The sequence below is a fragment of the Burkholderia sp. Se-20378 genome (assembly GCF_017104665.1).
Taxonomy (GTDB): domain Bacteria; phylum Pseudomonadota; class Gammaproteobacteria; order Burkholderiales; family Burkholderiaceae; genus Burkholderia; species Burkholderia lata.
Window position 1 is genome coordinate 1 of the sequence record NZ_JAAGPG010000027.1, and the last position, 20,691, is coordinate 20,691.

Annotated in this window: 21 protein-coding genes; 10 read left to right on the forward strand and 11 right to left on the reverse strand. The window is 66.8% G+C overall.

Annotated features, from left to right (window positions below):
- The 5 genes from G3N93_RS05905 to G3N93_RS05925 form a co-directional block, all read left to right on the forward strand.
- A partial coding sequence (locus G3N93_RS05905; RefSeq protein WP_206132510.1) for a DUF2322 family protein occupies window positions 1–250 on the forward strand: 250 nt, incomplete at its 5' end.
- Window positions 251–341: 91 nt separating this feature from the next.
- Window positions 342–1,211 carry a hypothetical protein gene (locus G3N93_RS05910; RefSeq protein ID WP_206132511.1) on the forward strand — a complete coding sequence of 290 codons (870 nt, stop codon included), beginning with the start codon at window positions 342–344 and terminating at the stop codon, window positions 1,209–1,211.
- A 210-nt stretch (window positions 1,212–1,421) separates the two neighbouring features.
- The gene (locus G3N93_RS05915; RefSeq protein WP_206132512.1) at window positions 1,422–2,054 is read left to right on the forward strand and encodes a LysE family translocator; all 633 of its coding nucleotides are present in this window, start codon (window positions 1,422–1,424) and stop codon (window positions 2,052–2,054) included.
- A 216-nt stretch (window positions 2,055–2,270) separates the two neighbouring features.
- A complete protein-coding gene (locus G3N93_RS05920; RefSeq protein WP_206132513.1) occupies window positions 2,271–2,612 on the forward strand; it encodes a type II toxin-antitoxin system RelE/ParE family toxin in 342 nt (113 codons plus the stop codon).
- Window positions 2,599–2,886: a helix-turn-helix domain-containing protein gene (locus tag G3N93_RS05925; RefSeq protein WP_174939525.1), complete on the forward strand. Its 288-nt coding sequence runs from the start codon at window positions 2,599–2,601 to the stop codon at window positions 2,884–2,886. The genes G3N93_RS05920 and G3N93_RS05925 overlap by 14 nt, the downstream gene beginning before the upstream one ends.
- Before the next feature lie 77 nt (window positions 2,887–2,963).
- Here the strand turns inward: G3N93_RS05925 and G3N93_RS05930 are convergent, their stop codons facing one another.
- The 3 genes from G3N93_RS05930 to G3N93_RS05940 form a co-directional block, all read right to left on the reverse strand.
- Complete coding sequence (locus G3N93_RS05930; protein WP_206132514.1) at window positions 2,964–3,635, reverse strand: YebB family permuted papain-like enzyme; 672 nt, start codon at window positions 3,633–3,635, stop codon at window positions 2,964–2,966.
- 144 nt (window positions 3,636–3,779) lie between these two features.
- Window positions 3,780–4,349, reverse strand: coding sequence for a hypothetical protein (locus G3N93_RS05935; protein ID WP_041493684.1), 570 nt, complete (start codon window positions 4,347–4,349; stop codon window positions 3,780–3,782).
- Between the two features lie 231 nt (window positions 4,350–4,580).
- On the reverse strand, window positions 4,581–5,039 hold the full coding sequence (locus tag G3N93_RS05940) for an Lrp/AsnC family transcriptional regulator (RefSeq protein ID WP_012365188.1): 459 nt from the start codon (window positions 5,037–5,039) through the stop codon (window positions 4,581–4,583).
- Between the two features lie 126 nt (window positions 5,040–5,165).
- Here G3N93_RS05940 and G3N93_RS05945 point away from each other — a divergent pair, with 126 nt between their 5' ends.
- From G3N93_RS05945 to surE, 3 genes are all read left to right on the forward strand, one after another.
- Window positions 5,166–5,900 carry an AzlC family ABC transporter permease gene (locus G3N93_RS05945; protein ID WP_174939530.1) on the forward strand — a complete coding sequence of 245 codons (735 nt, stop codon included), beginning with the start codon at window positions 5,166–5,168 and terminating at the stop codon, window positions 5,898–5,900.
- Window positions 5,893–6,201, forward strand: a complete 309-nt coding sequence (locus tag G3N93_RS05950; RefSeq protein WP_011356491.1) for an AzlD family protein — start codon at window positions 5,893–5,895, stop codon at window positions 6,199–6,201. The genes G3N93_RS05945 and G3N93_RS05950 overlap by 8 nt, the downstream gene beginning before the upstream one ends.
- A gap of 181 nt (window positions 6,202–6,382) precedes the next feature.
- The gene (gene surE / locus G3N93_RS05955) at window positions 6,383–7,162 is read left to right on the forward strand and encodes a 5'/3'-nucleotidase SurE (RefSeq protein WP_174939532.1); all 780 of its coding nucleotides are present in this window, start codon (window positions 6,383–6,385) and stop codon (window positions 7,160–7,162) included.
- Between the two features lie 96 nt (window positions 7,163–7,258).
- Here the strand turns inward: surE and G3N93_RS05960 are convergent, their stop codons facing one another.
- From G3N93_RS05960 to G3N93_RS05970, 3 genes are read right to left on the reverse strand one after another with little or no spacing between them, the layout of a single operon-like run.
- Window positions 7,259–8,080 carry an SDR family NAD(P)-dependent oxidoreductase gene (locus tag G3N93_RS05960; protein ID WP_174981106.1) on the reverse strand — a complete coding sequence of 274 codons (822 nt, stop codon included), beginning with the start codon at window positions 8,078–8,080 and terminating at the stop codon, window positions 7,259–7,261.
- Between the two features lie 14 nt (window positions 8,081–8,094).
- Complete coding sequence (locus G3N93_RS05965) at window positions 8,095–9,336, reverse strand: MFS transporter (protein WP_206132515.1); 1,242 nt, start codon at window positions 9,334–9,336, stop codon at window positions 8,095–8,097.
- A gap of 4 nt (window positions 9,337–9,340) precedes the next feature.
- On the reverse strand, window positions 9,341–10,081 hold the full coding sequence (locus tag G3N93_RS05970) for an MBL fold metallo-hydrolase (protein WP_174939538.1): 741 nt from the start codon (window positions 10,079–10,081) through the stop codon (window positions 9,341–9,343).
- Window positions 10,082–10,153: 72 nt separating this feature from the next.
- On the opposite strand from G3N93_RS05970, the gene G3N93_RS05975 reads away from it, so the two are divergent.
- On the forward strand, window positions 10,154–10,828 hold the full coding sequence (locus G3N93_RS05975) for a metalloregulator ArsR/SmtB family transcription factor (protein WP_174939540.1): 675 nt from the start codon (window positions 10,154–10,156) through the stop codon (window positions 10,826–10,828).
- A gap of 37 nt (window positions 10,829–10,865) precedes the next feature.
- Here G3N93_RS05975 and G3N93_RS05980 read toward each other — a convergent pair whose 3' ends face one another.
- From G3N93_RS05980 to G3N93_RS05995, 4 genes are all read right to left on the reverse strand, one after another.
- Complete coding sequence (locus tag G3N93_RS05980; protein WP_206132516.1) at window positions 10,866–13,532, reverse strand: GH92 family glycosyl hydrolase; 2,667 nt, start codon at window positions 13,530–13,532, stop codon at window positions 10,866–10,868.
- 67 nt (window positions 13,533–13,599) lie between these two features.
- A complete protein-coding gene (locus G3N93_RS05985) occupies window positions 13,600–16,071 on the reverse strand; it encodes a GH92 family glycosyl hydrolase (RefSeq protein ID WP_206132517.1) in 2,472 nt (823 codons plus the stop codon).
- Between the two features lie 327 nt (window positions 16,072–16,398).
- Window positions 16,399–16,866 carry a cupin domain-containing protein gene (locus tag G3N93_RS05990; protein WP_174939546.1) on the reverse strand — a complete coding sequence of 156 codons (468 nt, stop codon included), beginning with the start codon at window positions 16,864–16,866 and terminating at the stop codon, window positions 16,399–16,401.
- Between the two features lie 118 nt (window positions 16,867–16,984).
- Complete coding sequence (locus G3N93_RS05995) at window positions 16,985–18,208, reverse strand: Zn-dependent hydrolase (protein ID WP_206132518.1); 1,224 nt, start codon at window positions 18,206–18,208, stop codon at window positions 16,985–16,987.
- Between the two features lie 144 nt (window positions 18,209–18,352).
- On the opposite strand from G3N93_RS05995, the gene G3N93_RS06000 reads away from it, so the two are divergent.
- The gene (locus G3N93_RS06000) at window positions 18,353–19,282 is read left to right on the forward strand and encodes a LysR family transcriptional regulator (protein ID WP_174981088.1); all 930 of its coding nucleotides are present in this window, start codon (window positions 18,353–18,355) and stop codon (window positions 19,280–19,282) included.
- A 53-nt stretch (window positions 19,283–19,335) separates the two neighbouring features.
- On the opposite strand, the gene G3N93_RS06005 is transcribed toward G3N93_RS06000, so the two are convergent.
- Window positions 19,336–20,688: a pyridoxal-dependent decarboxylase gene (locus G3N93_RS06005; protein ID WP_206132519.1), complete on the reverse strand. Its 1,353-nt coding sequence runs from the start codon at window positions 20,686–20,688 to the stop codon at window positions 19,336–19,338.
- Between the last annotated feature and the right edge of the window lie 3 nt (window positions 20,689–20,691).

The window sequence follows — 20,691 nt, forward strand, 5'->3', positions numbered from 1 at the left end:
TGCGAACGGCGACGTGGTCGCGACCATCGAAAACCAGCCGGGCAAGCAAGGCTCGCTCGCGGTGTACCACTACCTGAAGCAGGCATTCGGCACGCTCGACGCGAAAGCCGCCGAGCACGGCCTCGCGGTGTTCGCCGAACATACGGCCGACGCACGCAACCGCCCGGGCGCGCATCCGAACGTCGATCGCCTGCTGGCGATCGTCGCAGGCGGCGAAGCGCTGCGGATCGACGTCGTCGCGAAGGGCTGAGTCGCCAGTGACACGCAGGCGCGCGGCCGTGACACGCACGAGAAAACCCGCGATCATCGCGCCCGTTCCCCTTTCCTCGGAGACCGCCGGCGTGTCCCGTTTCGTTGACTTGTCGTTTGCCCGCCGTCCGGCTTCGATCGTTTCGATCGCGGCCGTTGCGTGTGCCGTACTCGGCGGCACGGCATCGGCCGATCCACTGCGGACGGCCTCCGATATCGCCGGTGCGTCGCTGGTGCCGCTCGGCGTGCTGCCGCACTCGCCGGAGAACGGCTCGCTCGACTCGTTCTGCACGCAATACCGCGCGAAGACGACCACCGCGGCCGGCCGTGAAGTCGCGAAGCGCGACTGGATCGTGACGTCAGAAGCACCGCTCGGCCGCTACACGGTCGTCACGTTCGCGAGCGGATTCAGCGCCGGCACGAGCGCGATCTGCTTCGCGCGCAACGGCAACGTCGGCGTGTTCGACGGCACGATGCTCGTCGCACTCGGCTACACGGCACGCAAGGCTGGCTGGCAGCTCGGCACGGCCGATCGACTGGAAAACGGCGCGCTGCTGATCTGGGGCGGCGATGGCCCGGCACCGCCCGTCGGCGAGCTGCACGAAGAGAACGGTGACCTGCGCCTGACGCGGGTAGCGGCTGAAAGCACCTACTGCCAGGGCCGCGCGGTCGTGCCCAACGTGTACGGCAAACCGCTCGACGTCGCGCGCCGGATCCTGATCGCGAAAGGCTGGCAACCGCTGCGCCCGCGCGAGAAGCCCGATGCGATGGACGGCGCGGCGACGCTCGCGAAGCACGGCATCATCGAAGCCGAAGCGTGTTCGGGCACAGGAATGGGCTATTGCGCGCTGCGCTACCGGAGCGCGGCCGGCGTGCTCGGCGTGACGACGGTCGGCGGCGAGCCGGACAAGCCGTCGGAGAACACCGTGATCGATTATCAGGTGGCCTGCCGCAAGCGTTGAGCGGTGCGGCAATCGTTCACGCAAGGCGTTGTTTTGGCGCGTGCCGTCGAAGCGGTGTCGGGCATTGGCGACGTGTCGCAAGCAGCGCACGTGTGCTGATGATCGGCCTCGCCCTTCCGCCGGGCCATCGTCCGTTCGTTCGATTGACCGGCCTCGCGCACCCTCATAAACTGACCTCCCTTTTACGCTGCATCCACGAAAGGGACTCCCATGATCGACCTCTCCACGCTCGCGCTGTTCTCCGGCGCGTGTCTCGCGCTGACTGCCACGCCGGGCCCCGACATGCTGCTGATCGCGTCCCGCAGCGTGAGCCAGGGCCGCCGTGCCGGCTTCGCGACACTCGCGGGCATCCAGGCCGGCACCTACTGCCATGCGCTGGCGGCCGCGCTCGGGTTGTCGCAACTGTTCGTCGCGGTGCCGCTCGCCTATGACGTCGTGCGCTTCGCGGGCGCGGCCTATCTGCTGTATCTCGCGTGGAAGACGTTCCGATCGGATGCGACCGCGCTGTCACCCGTCGCGTCGCAGCGTCGCCACTCGACCGCGGCGATCTTCCGCCAGGGGCTGACGACGAACCTGCTGAACCCGAAGATGGCGCTGTTCGTGCTCGCACTGTTTCCGCAGTTCGTGCGGCCTGAGCACGGTTCGATCGCGGTGCAGATTCTCGTGCTCGCGACGGTGCTCAACCTGATCGGCCTCGTCGTGAACGGCGCGGTCATCCTGTCCGCGAGCCGGCTGAGCCAGCGGATCGGCGCGCGCCGCCGCCCGTCGAAGCTGCCGCAGTATCTGCTCGGGTCGGTGTTCGTGGGGCTGGCGGCGCGGTTGGCGGTGGCTGGGCGGAGCTAACACCACAACGCTTCCATCGCGCGTAGCACGCGCCGGCAACGAATTGCGCACCTTGCCGCCTCCGGATTGCCTGAGAACAGTCGGGCGCATACATCTTCGCCGAAGCCCCCAGCTTACGTAACGGCGATTTCAACCCTACTGCACGTCTGACCAGCCGCCTGCATCCACAGTCGCGGCTGGCCACAGTTCTTGCATCAACATAACATATTTGTTACTGTGCTGAACAACGCGTACGAAATACGGTTCTTCAATGAGCGTGTCGAGGAGGGCGTGACAGCGTTACCCAAGACACTCATCGCCCGGTTCTATGCGCTCGCTGATCGCATGGAACAGTACGGCCCGAACCTGGGCGAACCCCACACGCAATCGATGGGAAACGGACTGTACGAAATGCGATTGAAGGGCGCGGAAGGTATCGCCCGAGTGTTTTATTGTGCGATCGTCGAGAGGCGTATCGTCATGCTTCATTGCTTTGTGAAGAAAACACAAAAGACGCCACAGAAGGAGCTGGAAACTGCGCGCCGTCGATTGAAGGAGGTTCGAGATGGCAACGTATAAGGAACTGCGCGAGCGTGCATTGACCGATCCCGAGGTGCGCGCTGAATTCGAACGACTGAACCGCGAGGAATTCGCACTGCTCGACGCAATGCTGGCGGCCCGACGAGAGGCCGGCCTGTCTCAAGCCGATGTGGCGGAGCGTATGGGCACGAAGGCACCGGCTATAACGCGGCTTGAGCGTGCGCTCGCGACCGGCCAGCATTCCCCGTCCATCGATACGCTGCGCAAGTACGCGGCGGCTTGCGGCAAAAGGCTCGTGATTTCGTTCGCCTGAACCGCCCGCAAGCCGACGTATCGAAGCGCTACATTCCACCACGTCGGCAGGCAGGGGCATCACCGATTCTCACTCCGTCATCCTGCGTCACCAGCGCGCGTATCCGCCACCACCCGCAACGCCCCGCTCCCCAGCAAGCTCGCCGGCGTCACCGTGCGGCGGCGCCACGGAATCCGGCCGAAGTACCAGATCTTCCAGAAGCCGAGCGGATGGTCGGGATTCCGGCGCAGCAGCATGTCGAAGGTCTCGACGTCGCCGAGCACGATCCGTGTCGCATCGCGCACGACCTCGCGCACGAACCGCGAACAGAACTGCCGGCGCGATGCGAGATTGAACCCCGTGTCGTAGACCACGCCGATCCGGCGCATCGCAGCCTCCACGAGCCGGCGCCGCTGCACGGCATCGAGCGGCTGCTTCAGCCGCGCGATCACGCACGCGCCGCGATCGGAGCGCGCAAGAAACCGCGACATCGTCGTGACGCGCGACAGTGGAAACGTGCTCTCCGCGATTAGCGGCTCACCGCCGCGCTCGCCAACGACGATCCCGACGTGATTCGTCCACGAGCGCGTCGCGCTCGCGACTTCGAGAAACGGCCGAACGGTCACGCGGATGAATACGATGTCGCCGACCTCCGGGTCGATCGGCAACGGCACGTCATGCGGATGGGAAGAACCAACGGAGAAGAGACGCTGCCGGCCCGCTTCGGGCGAACGGATCATGAGCGGCCGGCAGCCGGTATCGACAACCATACGGACCTCGCGCGAGTGGAGATGGCGCGAGCATGTCAGCAGCGGCCGGGCTCCGCATCCGCTTCATGTGCGGGGGCGGGTATTCGCGCCGCCCGGTGGCGGATTCCGATACCGGCGTGAAGCGGTGCGCAGGTGCCGACGCCTTCAGCGCGTCGCGCCCAGCGCCACGCGCAGCCGCTCCATCAACTCCGTGTAGTGCCGCAGCACGTCGTCCTTCGGCACGACATTCGCGGTCGCGAAGCGATCGGACCACACCGGTTTCCATTCATACGAGCCGTGCACGCTGCGGTCGCCGTCGGGCGCCTGGATCAGCGAGCGGATCCGCGCATCGCGCCCCGGGCCCGTATGCATGTCGAACAGCGCGTGGATGTACGTGTGATACGCGTCGTACACGTCGTCGTCGAACAGGTAGCGGTAGATATGGAACGTGCGGTCGAGGTCGCGCTTCGCGCGGATCACGTCGTCCGGCGAGATATCCTTCCAGTAGCCGATCCACGTGTAGAAGCACAGCAACGCATTGAGCTGCGGCGCGACCGCGTCGTACAGCGCGAGCCGCTTCTCGATCAATCGCTGGTTGGTCCACTGCACGAGTTCGAGCCGCTTCAGCCGACGCGCGACGAGCCAGCCGAGACACGCGACCGACAACGGCGTCAGCACGCCCAGCACGAGCTTGACGATTTCCAGCGAATTCCACGGAGTGTTGATTGGCTGCATGAATGGCCCGACAAGAGGAAACGCATCTGCATCTGCACGCGACCCGGCGTGCAGCGCCGCCTGCCCGATCGCGTCGACATTGACCGTTAGTTGCTTGCGCATCGAACGTCGCGTGACGACACAAGCGACAGGTTCAACGCGGCGTGATTCGTCAGTCTATCGGACGATTGTCACCGAGCCGTGACCGCTCGTCGACCCGTCGTCGTCGCGTAGCCACGCACGCACGTCGCGCTAGGTCGGCAGCGCCGACGTGAGCTTGACCTTCTGCATCGGAATGTCGGTCTTCACGCTCAGCACGCCCGGAATGCGCGTGAGGGTTTCCATCTGGAAGCGCCGGTAGTCGTCGATGTCGGCCGCGACGACGCGCAGCAGGAAATCGCAATCGCCCGCCATCAGGTGGCATTCGACGACTTCCGGCATCTGCTGGACGGCCTCGGCGAAGCGGTTCACCGATTCCGCGTCCTGCCCCTTCAGCCACACGCGCGTGAAGATCGTCAGCCCCTTGCCGACTTTCGCGGGATTCAGCACGGCCACGTATTTCTCGATCACGCCGGCTTCCTCGAGAAGCCGCACGCGCCGCAGGCACGGCGACGGCGACAGCCCGACCTCGTGTGCGAGCTCCACGTTCTGCATCCGGCCGTCGCGCTGGAGCGCGCTCAGGATCCGTCGGTCGATGGCGTCAAGTTTCATTTGGCATCCGATTCCAAAAAATTTTCATATCACGCGTTCAATGCCAAATTCTGAGAAAAATCTGGCCACAACGCAACCCGATTCGAGTCAAAAAAGCAGACAATTCCCCCCCCCGAAGGAGGAGTAATGAGCAGTAGCGTTTCAACGTCGTCAGGGCTTCGCGACAAGCCCGCCTATGTCGCCGAGATGGGTCGCGGTTTGCGCGCGGCGCTGCCCGTCATGCTGGGTTTCGTGCCGTTCGCGCTCGTGCTGGGCGCGCAGGCCGCGCAGAAAGGGCTGAGCCTGTTCGAAGTGCCGATGATGACCGGCATGAACTTCGGCGGCGGCTCCGAATTCGCGGCGATCCATCTGTGGACTTCGCCGCCGCACATCGCGCTGATCGTCGCGATGTCGTTCCTCGTGAATTCGCGCCACATCCTGATGGGCGCCGCATTCGAGCCGTATATCCGCCGCCTGCCGCGCCGCCGCGCGTTGTTCGCGCTGTTCTTCATGTGCGACGAAAGCTGGGCGATGTCGCTCGCCGATGCAAGGGCCCGCTCGGCCACGCACATCAGCGTGCCCTATTACGCGGGCATCTGCGTGGGGCTCTACCTGACGTGGATCTCGATGACCACGCTCGGCGCGGCGGTCGGCCCGACGATCGGCAACGTCGAGCAATATGGCTTCGACATGGCGTTCACGGCCGTGTTTCTGGTGCTGCTGCGCGGGATGTGGAAAGGGATGCGCGCGAGCCGCCCGTGGTTCGTGAGCCTCGTCGTCGCCGCGGCCACGCACCTGGCCGTGCCCGGCGCGTGGTACGTCGCGGCCGGCGCCTGCGCGGGGCTGATCGCCGCGCTGCTGTGGGAGCCGCGCGATGCCTGATTTCCCGGATTTCAGCACGGTCGCGACGATCGTGCTGATGGCGTCGACCACCTATCTGTCGCGCATCCTCGGCTACGTGCTGCTGCGCAACCGCACGCTGAGCCCGCGGATGGCGTCGGTGATGGAGAACGTGCCCGGCTGCGTGCTGATCTCGGTGATCGCGCCAGCCTTCGTATCGACGCGCCCGGCCGACCTGCTTGCGCTGGCCATTACGCTGATCGCGGCGACGCGCCTGTCGATCCTGCCGACCGTCATCGTCGGCGTCGTGTCGGCCGGCCTGCTGCGGCATCTGCTCGGCTGAGCGGTTCCGACCCGCCGCGCACGGCGCGGCACGAACACCGGCCAACGGGCGCGCGATGCGCCCGTTTTCACACCTGCGCCCACCGCGCGACACGACGATTCTCACGCGGGAATGCTAGCCTTGTGGCTTGCGCCACGCTGCACTTCCCTCTCCTTTCCCCTTCTCCGCGAGGAACGTCCCGATGCAAGAAACCCGCCCGCTGTTCGATCGTGTCCTGCTCACCAACGACGACGGAATCGACGCCCCCGGCCTTGACGTGCTCGAACAGGTCGCCACGCAACTGGCACGCGAAGTGTGGATCGTCGCACCGGCGGAGGACCAGAGCGGCACGTCGCATTCGCTGAGCCTGCACGAACCGCTGCGCGTGCATCGCAAGGGCGAACGCCGTTTCGCGGTGCGCGGCACACCCGGCGATTGCGTCGCGATCGCGATCAGCCACCTGATGAAGGATGCACGGCCCGACATCGTGCTGTCCGGCGTGAATCGCGGCGGGAACCTCGGTACCGAAACGGTGTTTTCCGGCACGGTCGGCGCCGCGATGACGAGCATGCTGGTCGGCGTGCCGGCCATCGCGCTGAGCCAGGCGTTCACCGATCGCAACGCGGTGCCGTGGGACACGGCGCTCGCGCTTGCGCCGGACGTGATTCGCCGGCTCGTTGCGGCCGGCTGGGACAGCGACGCGTGCCTGAACGTGAATTTCCCGCCGCGGCCCGCGCAGGACGTGCGTGGCCTCAAGGTGACGAACCAGGGCGCCGGTACGCTGCAGGGTGTCGAGATCGTGTCGGGGCGCGACCCGCGCGACATCGAGTATCACTGGCTGAAGCTCGCCCGCGCGCCGCGCGACGACGATGCGGATTCGGAAACGGTCGCGCTGGGTGAAGGGTATGTCGCCGTCACGCCGCTGAAGTTCGAGCGCACGCACGATCAGGCGCTCGCACGGTTGCGGTCGAGCCTCGGCTGATCCGCGCACGCCAGCGAGGAAGCGGTCGCGGCGATCGCGCGCGTGATGCCTGCGCGCGGGTGCGCGGCCGCTTTACCGAGTCACCGAGTCACCGCATCAAGTCAGATTCATTCCCCCGTCGAGCATCACGATCTCGCCCGTCACGTAGTCGGACGCGACGAGCATCGCAACCGTCTGCGCGATGTCGTCCGGTGTCGCCGCGCGGCGCATCGGCGCGCGCTCGCGCCAGAGCTGCTGCGCGTCCGTCCAGTCGGCCGTGAGCGGCGTATCGACGAGCCCCGGCGCCACCGCATTGACGCGAATCGCCGGTGCAAGCGTTTTCGCCAGCAGCCGCGTCGTGTGATTGAGCGCGGCCTTCGCCGCCGCATACGGAATCGACGCGCCCTTCGGCCGCACGCCCGCATGCGAACTGACGTTCACCACGCACCCGGCCCGCCCGTGCGACGCCGCCTCGCGCAGCGCGGCCTCCGCCTCGGCGACGAGCCGGAACGGCGCGATCACGTTGATCTCATGCATCTCGCGCCACACGTCGGGCGTCGCTGCGGCGAGATCGTCGTGCGGAATCACGCGGCTGACGCCCGCATTGTTGACGAGCACGTCGAGCCGCCCGTGCACGGCCACGGCTTCGCGGATCAGCCGCACGCGTTCGGCATCGTCCGCGAGATCGGCCTGCACATAGGCCGCGCCGAGTTCGCGCGCCATCGCGCGCCCCACGTCGGCCGAGCTGCGCGAATGCAGGATCACCGCATAGCCGTCCGCCGCCAGGCGGCGCGCGATCGCCGCGCCGATCCCCGACGTCGATCCGGTGACGAGCGCAACCGGCCGATGCAGCCGCGACGCGCGCGGCTCGGCGACGGTTTCGGTTTCAGGTTCCGTTTCGGAAATCGGAACAGAGATCGGCGGAAGCGGCGCGTCCATATCGGGGAACCCAGTCAGTGGCGTTCCCGCATCATAATCGCGACGACGCCCCCCGACGCGAACGTCACGGCGGCCACCACGAGGATCGCGGCGGCGAAGCCGAAGCGGTCGGCCATCAGGCCGGCCGACAGCGCGCCGATCGCATAGCCGAGATCGCGCCAGAACCGGTACACGCTCAGCGAGCGCGCGCGCCAGCCGGGCTCGGACGCATCGGACACGGCCGCGATCAGGCTCGGATAGACCATCGCCGTGCCGAGCCCGAGCAATACGCTCGCGACGAGCCACCAGCGGAACTGCCCCGTCAGCGCGGTCAGCGCGAGCCCGGCCGCCTGCACCCACATCCCGGCGACGATCAGCCCCTTGCGCCCCCACCGGTCGCTCAGCGGCCCGGTGACGATCTGGCAGCTACCCCATACGACCGGATAGACGGCCTTCAGGATGCCGATCCGCTCGATGCCGAGCCCGAGCGTCGTGAAGAACAGCGGGAAGATGCCCCAGCTCATCCCGTCGTTGAGGTTGTTGATCATGCCGGCCTGCGACGCCGCGAACAGGTTGCGGTTGCGGAACGACGTCAGCATGAAGACTTCGCGGAACGACAGCGCGGACGCACCGGCCGGCTGGCCGCTTTCCAGCCGCACATGCTCGCGCGTGTCGCGCACGACGAGGATCGACAGCAGCAGGCCCGCGATCGCGTAGAACACGCCGAGATAGATCGGCGTCGGCCGCAGCCCGTAGTGGCTCGCGAGATAGCCGGTCGCGAACGCGGTCGCGCCCACCGCGAAATAGCCGGCGAATTCGTTCAGGCCGACCGCGAGGCCACGGCTTTTCGGGCCGACGAGGTCGACCTTCATGATCACCGTCATCGACCACGCGAACCCCTGGCTCAGCCCGAGCAGCACGTTCGCCGCGATCACCCATTCCCAGTTCGGCGCCGCGATGATCATGAACGGCACCGGCAGGCCGAGCAGCCAGCCGGCGATCAGCACGCGCTTGCGGCCCCACGTATCGGCGAGCTGACCCGACACGAGGTTCGCGAACGCCTTGACCAGCCCGAAACTGACGATGAACGACGTGATCAGCGCGGTCGACTCGAGGTGGAACTGCTCCGAACCGATCAGCGGCACGACGGTGCGCTCGATGCCGACCATCCCGCCGACGAACGCGTTGACCAGCACGAGCAGTGCGAATTGCCGCCAGTTCTCGCGCAGGCCGAGCGCCACTGTGCGCCCGCCGCGCGCCATCGTTACGTTGGCCATCGCATCAGCCCCCTGCTGCGTCGCGCCCCGCGTTGACCGCGCGCAATCGCGCGGCGGCCGGCGGTGTGGGCGGCACATCGGTCAGCATGAAGCGGACGAATGCGTCTTCGTCGTCGATGCGCAACGCCGCGTTGTAGCGCCGCTCGAAACCGATCGTCGACGCAGGCTTGCCACTGAGCCCGCGGCCGCACACGGAGCCCGAGAACGCGCCGGGCAGCACCTCGACGTGATCGGGCAGCGCGGCGAGCCGTCGGACGCTGCGGAACAGGTCGCGCGCGCCCGTTTCGGCGCTGACGGCCAGCTCGGTGCGGCCGACGTCGCCGATCATCAGCGTGTGGCCGGTCAGCACGAACCACGGTTCGTCGGCGCGCGTGCGGTCCGTCACCAGCAGGCTGATGTGCTCGGGCGTGTGGCCCGGCGTATGCAGCACGTCGACGACGACGTTGCCGAGCACGAGTTGGTCGCCTTCGACAACGCCGGTAAACGGCACGACGACGTCGGCCCGCGCGAACAGCACGTACGCCGCGCCGGCCGCATCGGCCAGCGCCCGGCCGGTCGACCGATGATCCGCATGCACGTGGGTATCGATCACATACGCGATCTTCATGCCGACGGCCTCGGCCGCGCGCAGGTAGTCGGCCGGATCGGCGACCGGATCGACCACCGCGCCGGTCGCCTTGCCGCCGCAGCCGAACAGGTATGAAATGCCTCCCGTATCGGGATGCAGGAAGGGTCTTAGGATCATCGAATTGCCTCCGTCCCGCGAATGCGGTAACATTCAATCAATTTGATGAATGATTGATCGAGGAGAGGCCACGTGTCAAGCACGGGACCCAAGCAAGCGATTTATGCGAGCCTCGCCGAGGTCGCGCAGGCGCTCGGCCATCCGAACCGGCTCGAGTTGCTGGAGCACCTCGCCCAGCGCGAGCGGTCGGTCGAGGAACTGACGGCGCTGTCGGGGATGACGTTCGCGAACACGTCGCGGCACCTGCAGATCCTGCGGCGCGCGCGCCTCGTCGATACCGAGCGGCGCGGCAAGCACATCGTGTACCGCCTCGCCGGCGACAGCGAGGTCGTCGTGCTGATGAAGGCGCTCGGCCGCGTGGGCGAGCGCAACGTCGCCGAAGTCAACAAGGTGATGGGCGACTACTTCCACGCGCGCGATGCGCTGGAGCCCGTATCGCGCGACGAACTGACCGCCCGGCTCGCGGACGGCCTCGTCACGCTGCTGGACGTGCGGCCGCAGGACGAATTCGCCGAAGGGCACCTGCCGGGCGCGCTGAACATCCCGCTGTCCGAGCTCGATGCGCGCGTGAGCGAGTTGCCGGCCGGGACGGAGATCGTCGCCTACTGCCGCGGCCCGTACTGCGTGTTTGCGGTCGAAGCGGTCGCCGCATTGCGCGCGCGCGGCTTCAAGGCCGCGCGGCTGGAAGACGGATTTCCGGAATGGAAAGCGGCCGGCCTCGCGGTCGAGACCCGTACCGCCGGATGAAGGAACACGGCCCGCATCGAAGCGGGCCGTTTGCCGATTACTTGCCTGCCAACGCCAGCGACGGCGCGAACGCGCTGTTGGGATCCTGCCCGTTCCAGGTGCTGACCCATGCGTCGTTCGGCGTCGCCCCCATCACGAAGTCGAGCGTGCCGCCCGCCTTCATCTCGTCGTACGAGATGAACGGCCGATGCAGCGGCGTGCCGTTCAGGCGCACCGACTGGACGTAGCGATTCACCGATGACGGCGCGCCGCCGCCGGCCGTATGCGCGGTCACCTTGAAACGCCGCGTCGCGCCGAACTTCAGGCCCTTGCCGTCTCCGCCCCCCGATGCGACCGGGATGTCGATCGTCGCTTCCTCGAACAGCGGCGTGCCGAGGTAGAACACGCCGCCCACCGGATTCAGCGAATAGATGCCGAGCGCGGACAACACGTACCACGCGGACAGCTGCCCGCAATCGTCGTTGCCGGGAATCGCCGAGTCGCGCACGCGGCGCGGGTCTGCAAGCGCGGCCTTCAGGCTGTCGCCGCTCAAGAGCGCGCGATCGCCGGCCGTCAGCGTCAGCGAGTACATGTCGTCCATCACCGTGCGCACGCGATCCTGCGTTTTCGATGGCATGCCCGCGACGTCGTACAGGTACGGCAGGTGGTTCGCCGGCTCGTTGCCCGCGAAGAACTGGCCGCTGCGGCCGGTCAGGTCCGGAAAGCCCTGGTTGTACAGGAAGGTCAGCGGGTTGGCCGGATCGAACGTGCGATCGAGCTGCGCGATGAACTGGCTCTTGCCGCCAAGCAACGCAACGAGGCCGGGGAAGTCGTGGAAGATGTTCCACGTATCGACCCACGAATTCGACTCGGAGAAATCCGTCTTCTCCGCCGCCGTCGGGTCGAAGCCCGCCACCCAGTTGCCCTGCGAATCCTTCGGCTGCGAGAATTTCCAGCCGTTGTTCGGCACCGGGTTGAACACGTTCCGGTAGTTCTGGCTGCGTTGCAGGTAGGGCCGGTAGTCGGCCGTGCTCTTGCCCGCCGCCTTGCCGACCGCGGCCGTCGCCCAGTCGTCGAACGCATAGTCCTGCGTCGTCGACACCGAGGCGTTGTCGCCCGCGTACACGTAGCCGCTCTGACGATACTGATCGAAGCCGTGCGCGCTCGCGCTCTGCGTGGTCGTCAACGCGGTCCAGATGTCGTCGATGCCCGCGCTCGTCAGGTGCTTCAGGTACGCATCCGCGATCAGCGGGATCGACGGGTGGCCGGCCATCGTGAAGGTTTCCGTCTGCGCGAGCGGCCACACCGGCAGCTCGCCCTTGCCGTTCTGCCTGAACTGCGTGAGCAGCGACTTCACCCAACCGTCGACGCGTTCGGGCTGCACCAGCGTCATCAACGGCGACTCGGCGCGGAAGGTGTCCCACAGCGAGAACGTCGACGAATAGTCGAAGCCTGGATTCGCATGCTTGCTCGTCGTCGGCGGCGACGTCGTGCCGTCGTTGGTCGAATCGGTGCCGACGTAGCTGCCGTCCGCATTGTTGTAGACGGTCGGCGCGAGCATCGTGCGGTACAGCGACGTGTAGAACATCGTCCGCTGGTCGGCGCTGCCGCCCTTGATCCGGATCCGGTCGAGCGCGGTGCTCCACACGCGCTCGGCCGCCCCACGCACCTGGTCGAACGACTTCGCGCCGACTTCCGATGCGAGATTGGCCTGCGCATCCGCGATGCTCGACGGCGAGATGCCGACCTTTACCGTGACCGCGCCGCTGCTGTCGTTGCCGTCGGCGAACGTCAGGTAGGCCTTGAAACCGTCGGCGCTGAACGCGACGTGCTTCGTATCGAACGGCTTCGAGAAACGCGCGACGAAATACGTCGGCTTGTTGTTCGCCCAGTTGTTCGTGATCTCCCAGCCGGCGATCGTCTGCGCGTCGATGACCTGGATCTTGCCACTCGCGGTCGAGCCGCCGATCGGGTTGTCGATGCTGACGATCATGCTGCGCTTCTGCGCGGCCGCGCTCGGGAAATACGTGTAGCGATGCACGCCCGCATGCGCGGTGGCCGTCATCTCCGCGAGGATCTTCGCGCCCTGCACGTTCCAAGGCGTGTTGCCGCTGCCGACCGGCGCCATCTTCACGCGGTAGTAGCCGGGGCTCGCGGTTTCGTCGTCGTGGCTGAACGACGCGTTGTAGGTGATCGACGCATCGGCGGCGACCTTCGCCAGCGTCGCGGTGTCGACCGGCGCGAGCGTCGGCAGGAACCGCACCTCGCCGCCCGAGCCGATGCCGGTGCCCGACAGGTGCGTATGCGTGAAGCCGGTGATGAGCGGATCGTCGTACTGGTAGCCCGACGTGCGATCCCAGTTCCACGGCAGCGTGTGCGCGCCGCCGGTCGTGTCCGGCCCGAGCTGCACCATCCCGAACGGCACGGTCGCGCCCGGATACACGTGGCCGTGACCGCGCACGCCGCTGCTCCAGTCCGCGTTGATGTCGAGATTGGCGGTGCCGATCATCGGGTCGACGCTGTGCAGCACCGACCGTTTGGCCGCGCCGCCGTTTTCGCCTTGATCGTTCTGATCACCCTGGTCGTTCTGGTTGCCTTGATCGTTCTGGCTGCCCTGCGCATTCGACCGCTGCGCGAGCACGCTCGCATCCGTCGGCGACTGATCGCCCCCGCACCCCGACAGCACGGCAAGGCACCCGATACCCACCACATGACGTAGCTTCATCCGTTCGTCCCTCCCTCTCTCTGCGTCGATCCTGTTGGCCAGAACCGCTCGTTGATCTTCCCGACCGTTACGGCGCGCTCGCCGCCTGCGGGAACGACGGCATCGCCGATGCGTCGGTGCCCCAGGTCGTCGCGCTCGCGTCGGCCGTCATCGCGTACGACAGCTTCCCGCCCTTCGTGATCTGTTCGAACGGCAGCCACGCGGTCGAATACGGTGCGCCGTTCAGCTTCAGCGACTTCACATAGAACGACGCGCTGTCGCCCGAGCCTGCGCCCGGCGCAGCGATGTGCAGCAGGCGGTAGCTGCCGTCCTTCTGCCCGACGCGCACCGTGATCTTCTCGAACTGCGGGCTCGACACCGCGACGCCGCTCACGCCCGGTACGACCGGATAGAGACCGAGCGCGGCCCACACGTACCAGCCCGAGATCGCGCCGAGATCGTCGTTGCCCGGCAGCCCGGCCGCGCCGGTGCCGAACTCGTTCGCGAGCGACGCATGCAGCACGCGCTGCGTATGCGACGGCGCACCGGCCCATGCGTAGACCCACGGCACGGCCATCGTCACTTCGTTGCCGACGTAGAAATACGGCTGCACGGTGCCGATGTTCAGGTGCGTGAAGAACGTATCGAGCCGCTTGACGACCGGTGCGGCACCGCCGGCCTGCGCAACCACGCCGGCGAGATCGTGCGGCACGTACCACGTGTACTGCTCGGAATTGCCTTCCATGAAGCCCGTGCCGTCGGTAACCCATGCACCGGCCGACGTCTTCGGCTGGATCGCGCCCTGGTCGAACAGGTTTTGCCAGTTGCCGCTCGACTTCAGCAGCGTGCCGGCCGTTGCCGTGTCGCCGAGCGCCGTCGCGAAACGCGACACCGCGAAATCGCGCACCGCGTATTCAAGCGTGTTCGATGCGGTCTGGTTGTCGCCCGAACCCGACGACGGCACGTAACCGAGCCGGTCGTAGTCCGCGCGGCTGCCCATCACCGGCGTGCCGGCGCACGCGGCGCCCGGCGCCGTGCTGTTCTTCATGATCGACAGCGCGGCCTGCGTGTCGAAGTTCGTCGCGCCGAACGCATGCGCGTTCGCGACGATGATCGAGCCCGCGTCGCCCGGCATCACGGCCGTCTCGGTATTGAAGTACGCCCAGCGCGGGAACGCGCCGCACGCCTTCGCATCGAGCACGAGTGACTGCACGATGTCGCTGGTCCGCACCGGATCGAGCAGCGCCTGCAACTGGATGAACGAACGGTCGATGTCCCAGCCGGAGAAGTTCGCGTACATCGTGCGGCCTTTCTCGACCTGCTTCGTCGGCGCGGTCGACGCACTGTTCGACGCGTAGAAATCCGGATACTGGCCGTTCACGTCGTTGAACACGTTCGGGTGCAGCGACGCGTGATACAGCGCGGTGTAGAACTTCGTCTTGTCGGCGTCGCTGCCGCCCGTCACCTGGATCGCGTTCAGGCGCGCGTTCCACGCGGCGCTCGCCGCGCTGCGCACCTTGTCGAAACGCCAGTTCCGGCTGCCTTGCGCGTCCGTTTCCGGATTCTCCGCGCGCAGGTTCGCCTTCGCGTTCGCTTCGCTGACGAACGAGATGCCGAGCTTCATCATCACGTCGGGATGCTTGCGGTCGACATTGAAGGTGACGGTCACGGGGCTGTTGTTCGACAGCGTCGGCTTCGCCGCGAACGGCTGGCTGAATTCCGCGTAGTAGTAGACGGGCACCGCATGCCCGGCCCAGCAGAACCCGCCGCCCGCGATCGCGCCCGACAACGCGCGGTCGCCGACCTGGCTGATCGTGTCGCTCGTCGTGCCTTGCGCGCGGTTGTTCAGCACGGTCGGATCGATCGCGATCGTCGCCTGCTGGCCCTGCGCGAGTGCCGGATACGTGAAGCGTGCGAAGCCGGTACGCACCGTCGTCGTCAGCTCGGCCTTGATGCCGTTGCCGAGCGTCACGCCGTAATAGCCGGCCTGCGCGGTTTCGTTCGCGTGGCTGAAGCTGGCCGGCGAGCCGGCATCGCCAGGCGCGAGTTGCGGCATCACGTTCAGGTAGCCGCCGTTCGCCCAGCAGCCGGTACCGCTCAGGTGCAGGATGCTGAACGCATTGATCGACGTGTCGCCGTACCAGTAGCCGCCGGAAAAGCCTGAGCCGTCGCCCTTGCTGCTGTCGTATTGGGCGGTGGGCGTCATCGGGCTCCATTGCATCATCCCGAACGGGACGGTGGGCCCCGGGAACGTGCCGCCGCCGAGGCCCGAGCCGACCGGATCGGCCGGCTGGTCGGTCGCGTAGTCGGTGCCGATCAGCGGATTGACGTACTGCGCAACGCGGATGTCGGCGTTTTTCTTTGCCGCTTCGTTGCCGTTGCTGTTGTCATTTTCGTTGCTGTTGCCGTTGCCGCCGTTGCCGTTTTCATTGCCTTGCGATTGCGCGGCAGCCGACAGGTTTGCAGCGGCCACCGACGGCGAATCGCCATCGCCGCCGCAAGAAGCCAAGGCAACACACAGCGCCAGCAGCGCCGTTCCCCACCCCAAGTTCCTCGACATCGCCTGTCTCCGTATCGTTCTTGAATCAGGATGTTGATTCGAACTACTGAGTTTTTAATCAGGATGCTTTTGATGAATTCAGCTTGCCCGGCCGATCGGTCGAAAATCCCGGGTGCGCGTAGTTATTTCCGTATTCGCACACCTGGAAAACCACGCGCCGGCATGTCGAAATGCCGGCGCCCAGGAACGGACAGTGGGCACAAGCGTGCCCAAATAAACGTGTTTTCTCTACCCCGTATTTTTACGAATTTTTATTTTGTTTATCTAAACAAGAGGCAATTGATTCAGTTTTTATGCGGAATGGGGCATTGAATGCACGATTGCCGATCAAGGCTGCTTCGGCAGATCGACATAGTCTTCAAGCTCACCCGCGATGTAGAGCCGCTTGCCGACGCGCGGGTATTCGCAGACGTCGTGTTCGAGCCGCTGCCCGCCGACGAGCAGCTCCAGCGGCGCATCGCCGGTGTTCTGCACCGTATGCGCTTCACCGCCGCGCGGAAAGCCCAGAAAATCGCCGGGCCCGATTGGATCGGTGCGCTCGCCGATCGTGACCGCGCCCGTACCGGACAGCACGTACACGAACTCTTCTTCGTACAGGTGACGGTGATACTCGGCCGATTCGTGACCGGGCATCAGCGTGAGCAGATGAACACCGAATTGCGTCAGGCCGGTCAGGTCGCTGAGTTGTCGCTTGAGACGAACGGCATTGGGATTCAGCGAATGCACCGCGCGCGCCGGTTCCATCTTCGCGATATCGGCGGCCTTCAGCAGTTCCCGGGGAAAGGGAGTCGACATGGGGATCTCACAAGCGTGAATGCTTCGGTTGAACGCTGCGCCCGCGTGGCGCGCGCAGCGGCCATTGTCCGACATTTCACGCTTGCAGAGGTGTCGCGGATCCCGCCATCGCGCGTGGCTAGCGCGCGCAATCGGCCAGCAGGTTCGCCAGCACCGACGCGCCTTGCGCGAGGTGCGCCGGATCGGCATCTTCCGCTTCGTTGTGGCTCAAGCCGGCCTTGCACGGCACGAACACCATCGCAGCAGGCGCGACGTACGACAGGTTCACCGCGTCATGCCCCGCGCCGCTGCACATCTCCTTGTACGGATAGCCGGCGGAGGCCGTTGCCTGCCGCACGCGCTCGACGCATTCCGCATCGAACACCACCGGCTCGTATTCGGCGATCGTCTGCACCTGCACACTGGTGCCGCGCAGCGCGATGCGCTGCATGCAGATCGCCTCGATGTCGGCGACCAGTTGCTGCAACGCCGGCCGCGACGGATGGCGCACGTCGACGCTAAACCGGACCTTGCCCGGAATCGTGCTCGGCGAGTTCGGCTGGCACGCGACATGGCCGACCGTCACGCGCGCATCGTCGTCGAACGCGTGGCCGTGCTCGACGATCGCCGCGATCATCGCGGCCGCGACGCCCATCGCGTCACGGCGCACGCTCATCGGCGTCGTGCCCGCATGCGATTCGAAGCCGGTCACCGTGACGTCGAGTTCGTAGATGCCCTGCACGCCGGTCACGACGCCGATCGGCAACCCGGCCTGCTCCAGCACCGGCCCTTGCTCGATATGCGCTTCGAAATACGCTTTCGGCATCTGTCGCTCGCGCGCAGGACCGGCGAAGCCCGTGCGTGCGAGTTCGTCGCGCAGCAGCGCGCCCGTCTGCATGCACGGGCGATCCAGTGCGTAGTCGAGATCCAGCGCGCCGGCATAAACCGCCGAGCCCATCATGCCCGGCGTGAAACGCGAACCCTCTTCATTGGTCCACGCGACCACGTCGATCGGATGCCGCGTCGCGATGCCGTGCTCGTTCAGCGTACGAATCGCCTCGAGGCCCGCCAGCACGCCATAGACGCCGTCGAAGCGGCCGCCGAGCGGCTGCGTGTCGAGGTGGCTGCCGCACATCACGGCCGGCAAGCCGGGTTCCGTGCCCGGCCGGCGCGCGAACACGTTGCCGATCGGATCGATGCGGATCTCGCAACCGGCTGCTTCGCACCACGCGATGAAGCGGCGCCGGCCGAGCGCGTCGTCGTCGCTCAGCGCGAGCCGGCAGCTGCCGCCGTGCGCGGTCGCGCCGATCGTCGCCATCTCCATCAGAGAATCCCACAGCCGTTGCTGGTTAACGAGAATCATCGTGACCGCTCCTGAAAAGCACCGAGCATATACACTCGATCCAATAAGAAAAATCCAAGATTTCGTTGTGGACGATAAATTTTCCTTTTCACCCGGCGTTCCGCCCGGAACCCCGCGCTTCCTTCGCATTCGGATCGGTCACCCATGAAGCTCAAGCAGCTCGATGCGTTTCTCGCGGTCGCCGAGCATCGCACCATTCGCGGCGCGGCACGCGCGCTCGGCGTTACGCAACCGGCGATCAGCAGCATCGTGCGCGAGCTCGAACAGGAGCTCGGCGTACCGCTCGTCGTGCGCAGCGTGAAAGGGATTGCGCTGACCGACTATGGCAGCGCGTTTGCGATTCGCGCGCGGCTGATCGTCGAGGAGATCCAGCGCACGCGCGACGAAATCGAGCAGTTGCGGCTGGGCACGACCGGCTCGGTGTCGATCGCGGTCAGCCCGACGGTCGCGCTGACGCTCCTGCCGCACGCGTTCGCCGCGTTCTCGCGCGACCTGCCCGGCGCAACGCTGAACGTCGACGATGCGCTGACCGCGACGGATCTCGCGCGGCTGCGCGACGGCTCGCTCGACTTCATCGTCACGCACCAGTTGTCGAACGCGCTGCCGGACCCCGACGAATTCGCGAGCATTCCGTTGTTCCGGACCGCGTTCGCGGTCGTCGCGAGAAACCGGCATCGGCTCGCGCGCGCCCGCTCGCTGCGCGAGCTCGTCGATGCACAGTGGTGTGTGCCGCGCTACGGCGACGGGGGAGACGATCTGGTGCGCTCGATCTTCATGCCGTTCGGCATCGATGTGCCGAAGCGGGTGGTCCACTGCCCGTCGTTTGCCGCGACGCTCGGGCTCGTGTCGCAAACGGACGCGCTCGGCGTATTCGCACGGCCGCTCGCCGACGTCGAACGCAAGTCACGCGGCATCGTCGTGCTGGATCTCGCCGAGCCGATGCCCGCGTTGACGGTCGCGATCGTGATGCGGCGGCATGCTTTGCTGACGCCGGCCGCGCTGCATTTCATCGAGTGCCTGAAGGTTGCGGCCGAGGCGGTTGCGGGGAACGCGTTTCCCGACTCGGTGCGCTGACGATGCGGGGTATGCGGCGCGCGTGATTGAGTGAACCTCCGCGCCGCCGCCGCTCAGCGCACGTGCACGCCGCGCAACGCCGTCAGCAAGGCCACGAGACGATCGATGTGCGCATCTTCGGTGCGCCACGACGACACGCTGATCCGGAACGCCGGCCGCCCCTGCCACACCGTCGCGCCAAACCACACGTCGCCCGACGCCTGCGCAGCCGCGAGGATCACCGCCGTTTCGTCGTCGGTGCCGGCGCGCACGAGCACCTGGTTCAGCACGACGCGGTTCAGCACGTCGTAGCCGGCGGCACGCAGGCCGTCCGCGACCCGCGCCGCCTGCGCACAATGCTGCTCGACCATCGTGGCCACGCCGGCGCGGCCGAGCGAACGCAGTGCCGCCCACACGGGGATGCCGCGCGCGCGTCGCGAGAATTCGAGGTTCAGGTTCTTCTGCGCGTCCTGTGCGCCGCTCAGGTAGACGGCGTCGCTGTTCATCGCGGTCGCGAGCGCGGCCGCGTCGCGGCAGATCACCATCGCGCCGTCGTACGGCGTGTTGAGCCACTTGTGGCCGTCGGTGGTCCAGCTGTCCGCGCCGTCGATGCCGTCGGTCAGTGCACGCTTCGACGATGCGCGGGCCCACAGGCCGAACGCGCCGTCGACGTGCACCCACGCACCGGCCGCCTTCGCGGGCGGAATCAGCGCCGCGAACGGATCGAACTCGCCGGTGTTCACTTCGCCGGCCTGCACGCAGAGGATCGTCATGTCGTCGAGCGGCGGCAATTGCGCCGGGTCGATGCGACCGTGCGGGTCGACCGGCGCGACGATGAGGCGCTTCATCCCGAAACCGAGCACGCGCAGCGCCTTCTTCACCGTGATGTGCGCAAGCTCGGAGATCACGACCTTCACTTCGGGCGCGCCGATCAGGCCGTCCGCGTCGATGTCCCAGCCCTTGCGTGCGAGCAGCGCGCGCCGCGCGGCCACCAGCGCGACGAGTGTGCATGCCGTCGCGCTCGTGCCGAAGCCGACCGCGCTGCCTTCAGGCAACCCGAGCACGTCGACGACCCAGCGCGCGGCCTGGCGCTCGATCGTCGCAGCGACCGGCGAATTCGCATACGACGACGCGCACTGGTCCCACGCGAGCATCAGCCGCTCGGCCGCCGCCGCGGCCGGCAGCGCGGCGCCGATCACGAAGCCGAAGTAGTTCGGTCCGTTCGACGCGACGGTCGCGGGCGTGCCGCGCTCGTCGAGCAGGCGTAGCACGTCGTCGGCCGGGCGGCCCGTATCGGGCAGCGGCTCGTCGAACGCCGCAAGGCCGGCCAATGCGGCCGCGTCGGGAAACGCGCGCCGCTCGTTCGTCGCGGCCAGATACGCGTGCGCGCGCCGGTCGGCGTCGGCCAGCAATGCAAGTTCGTCCATGTC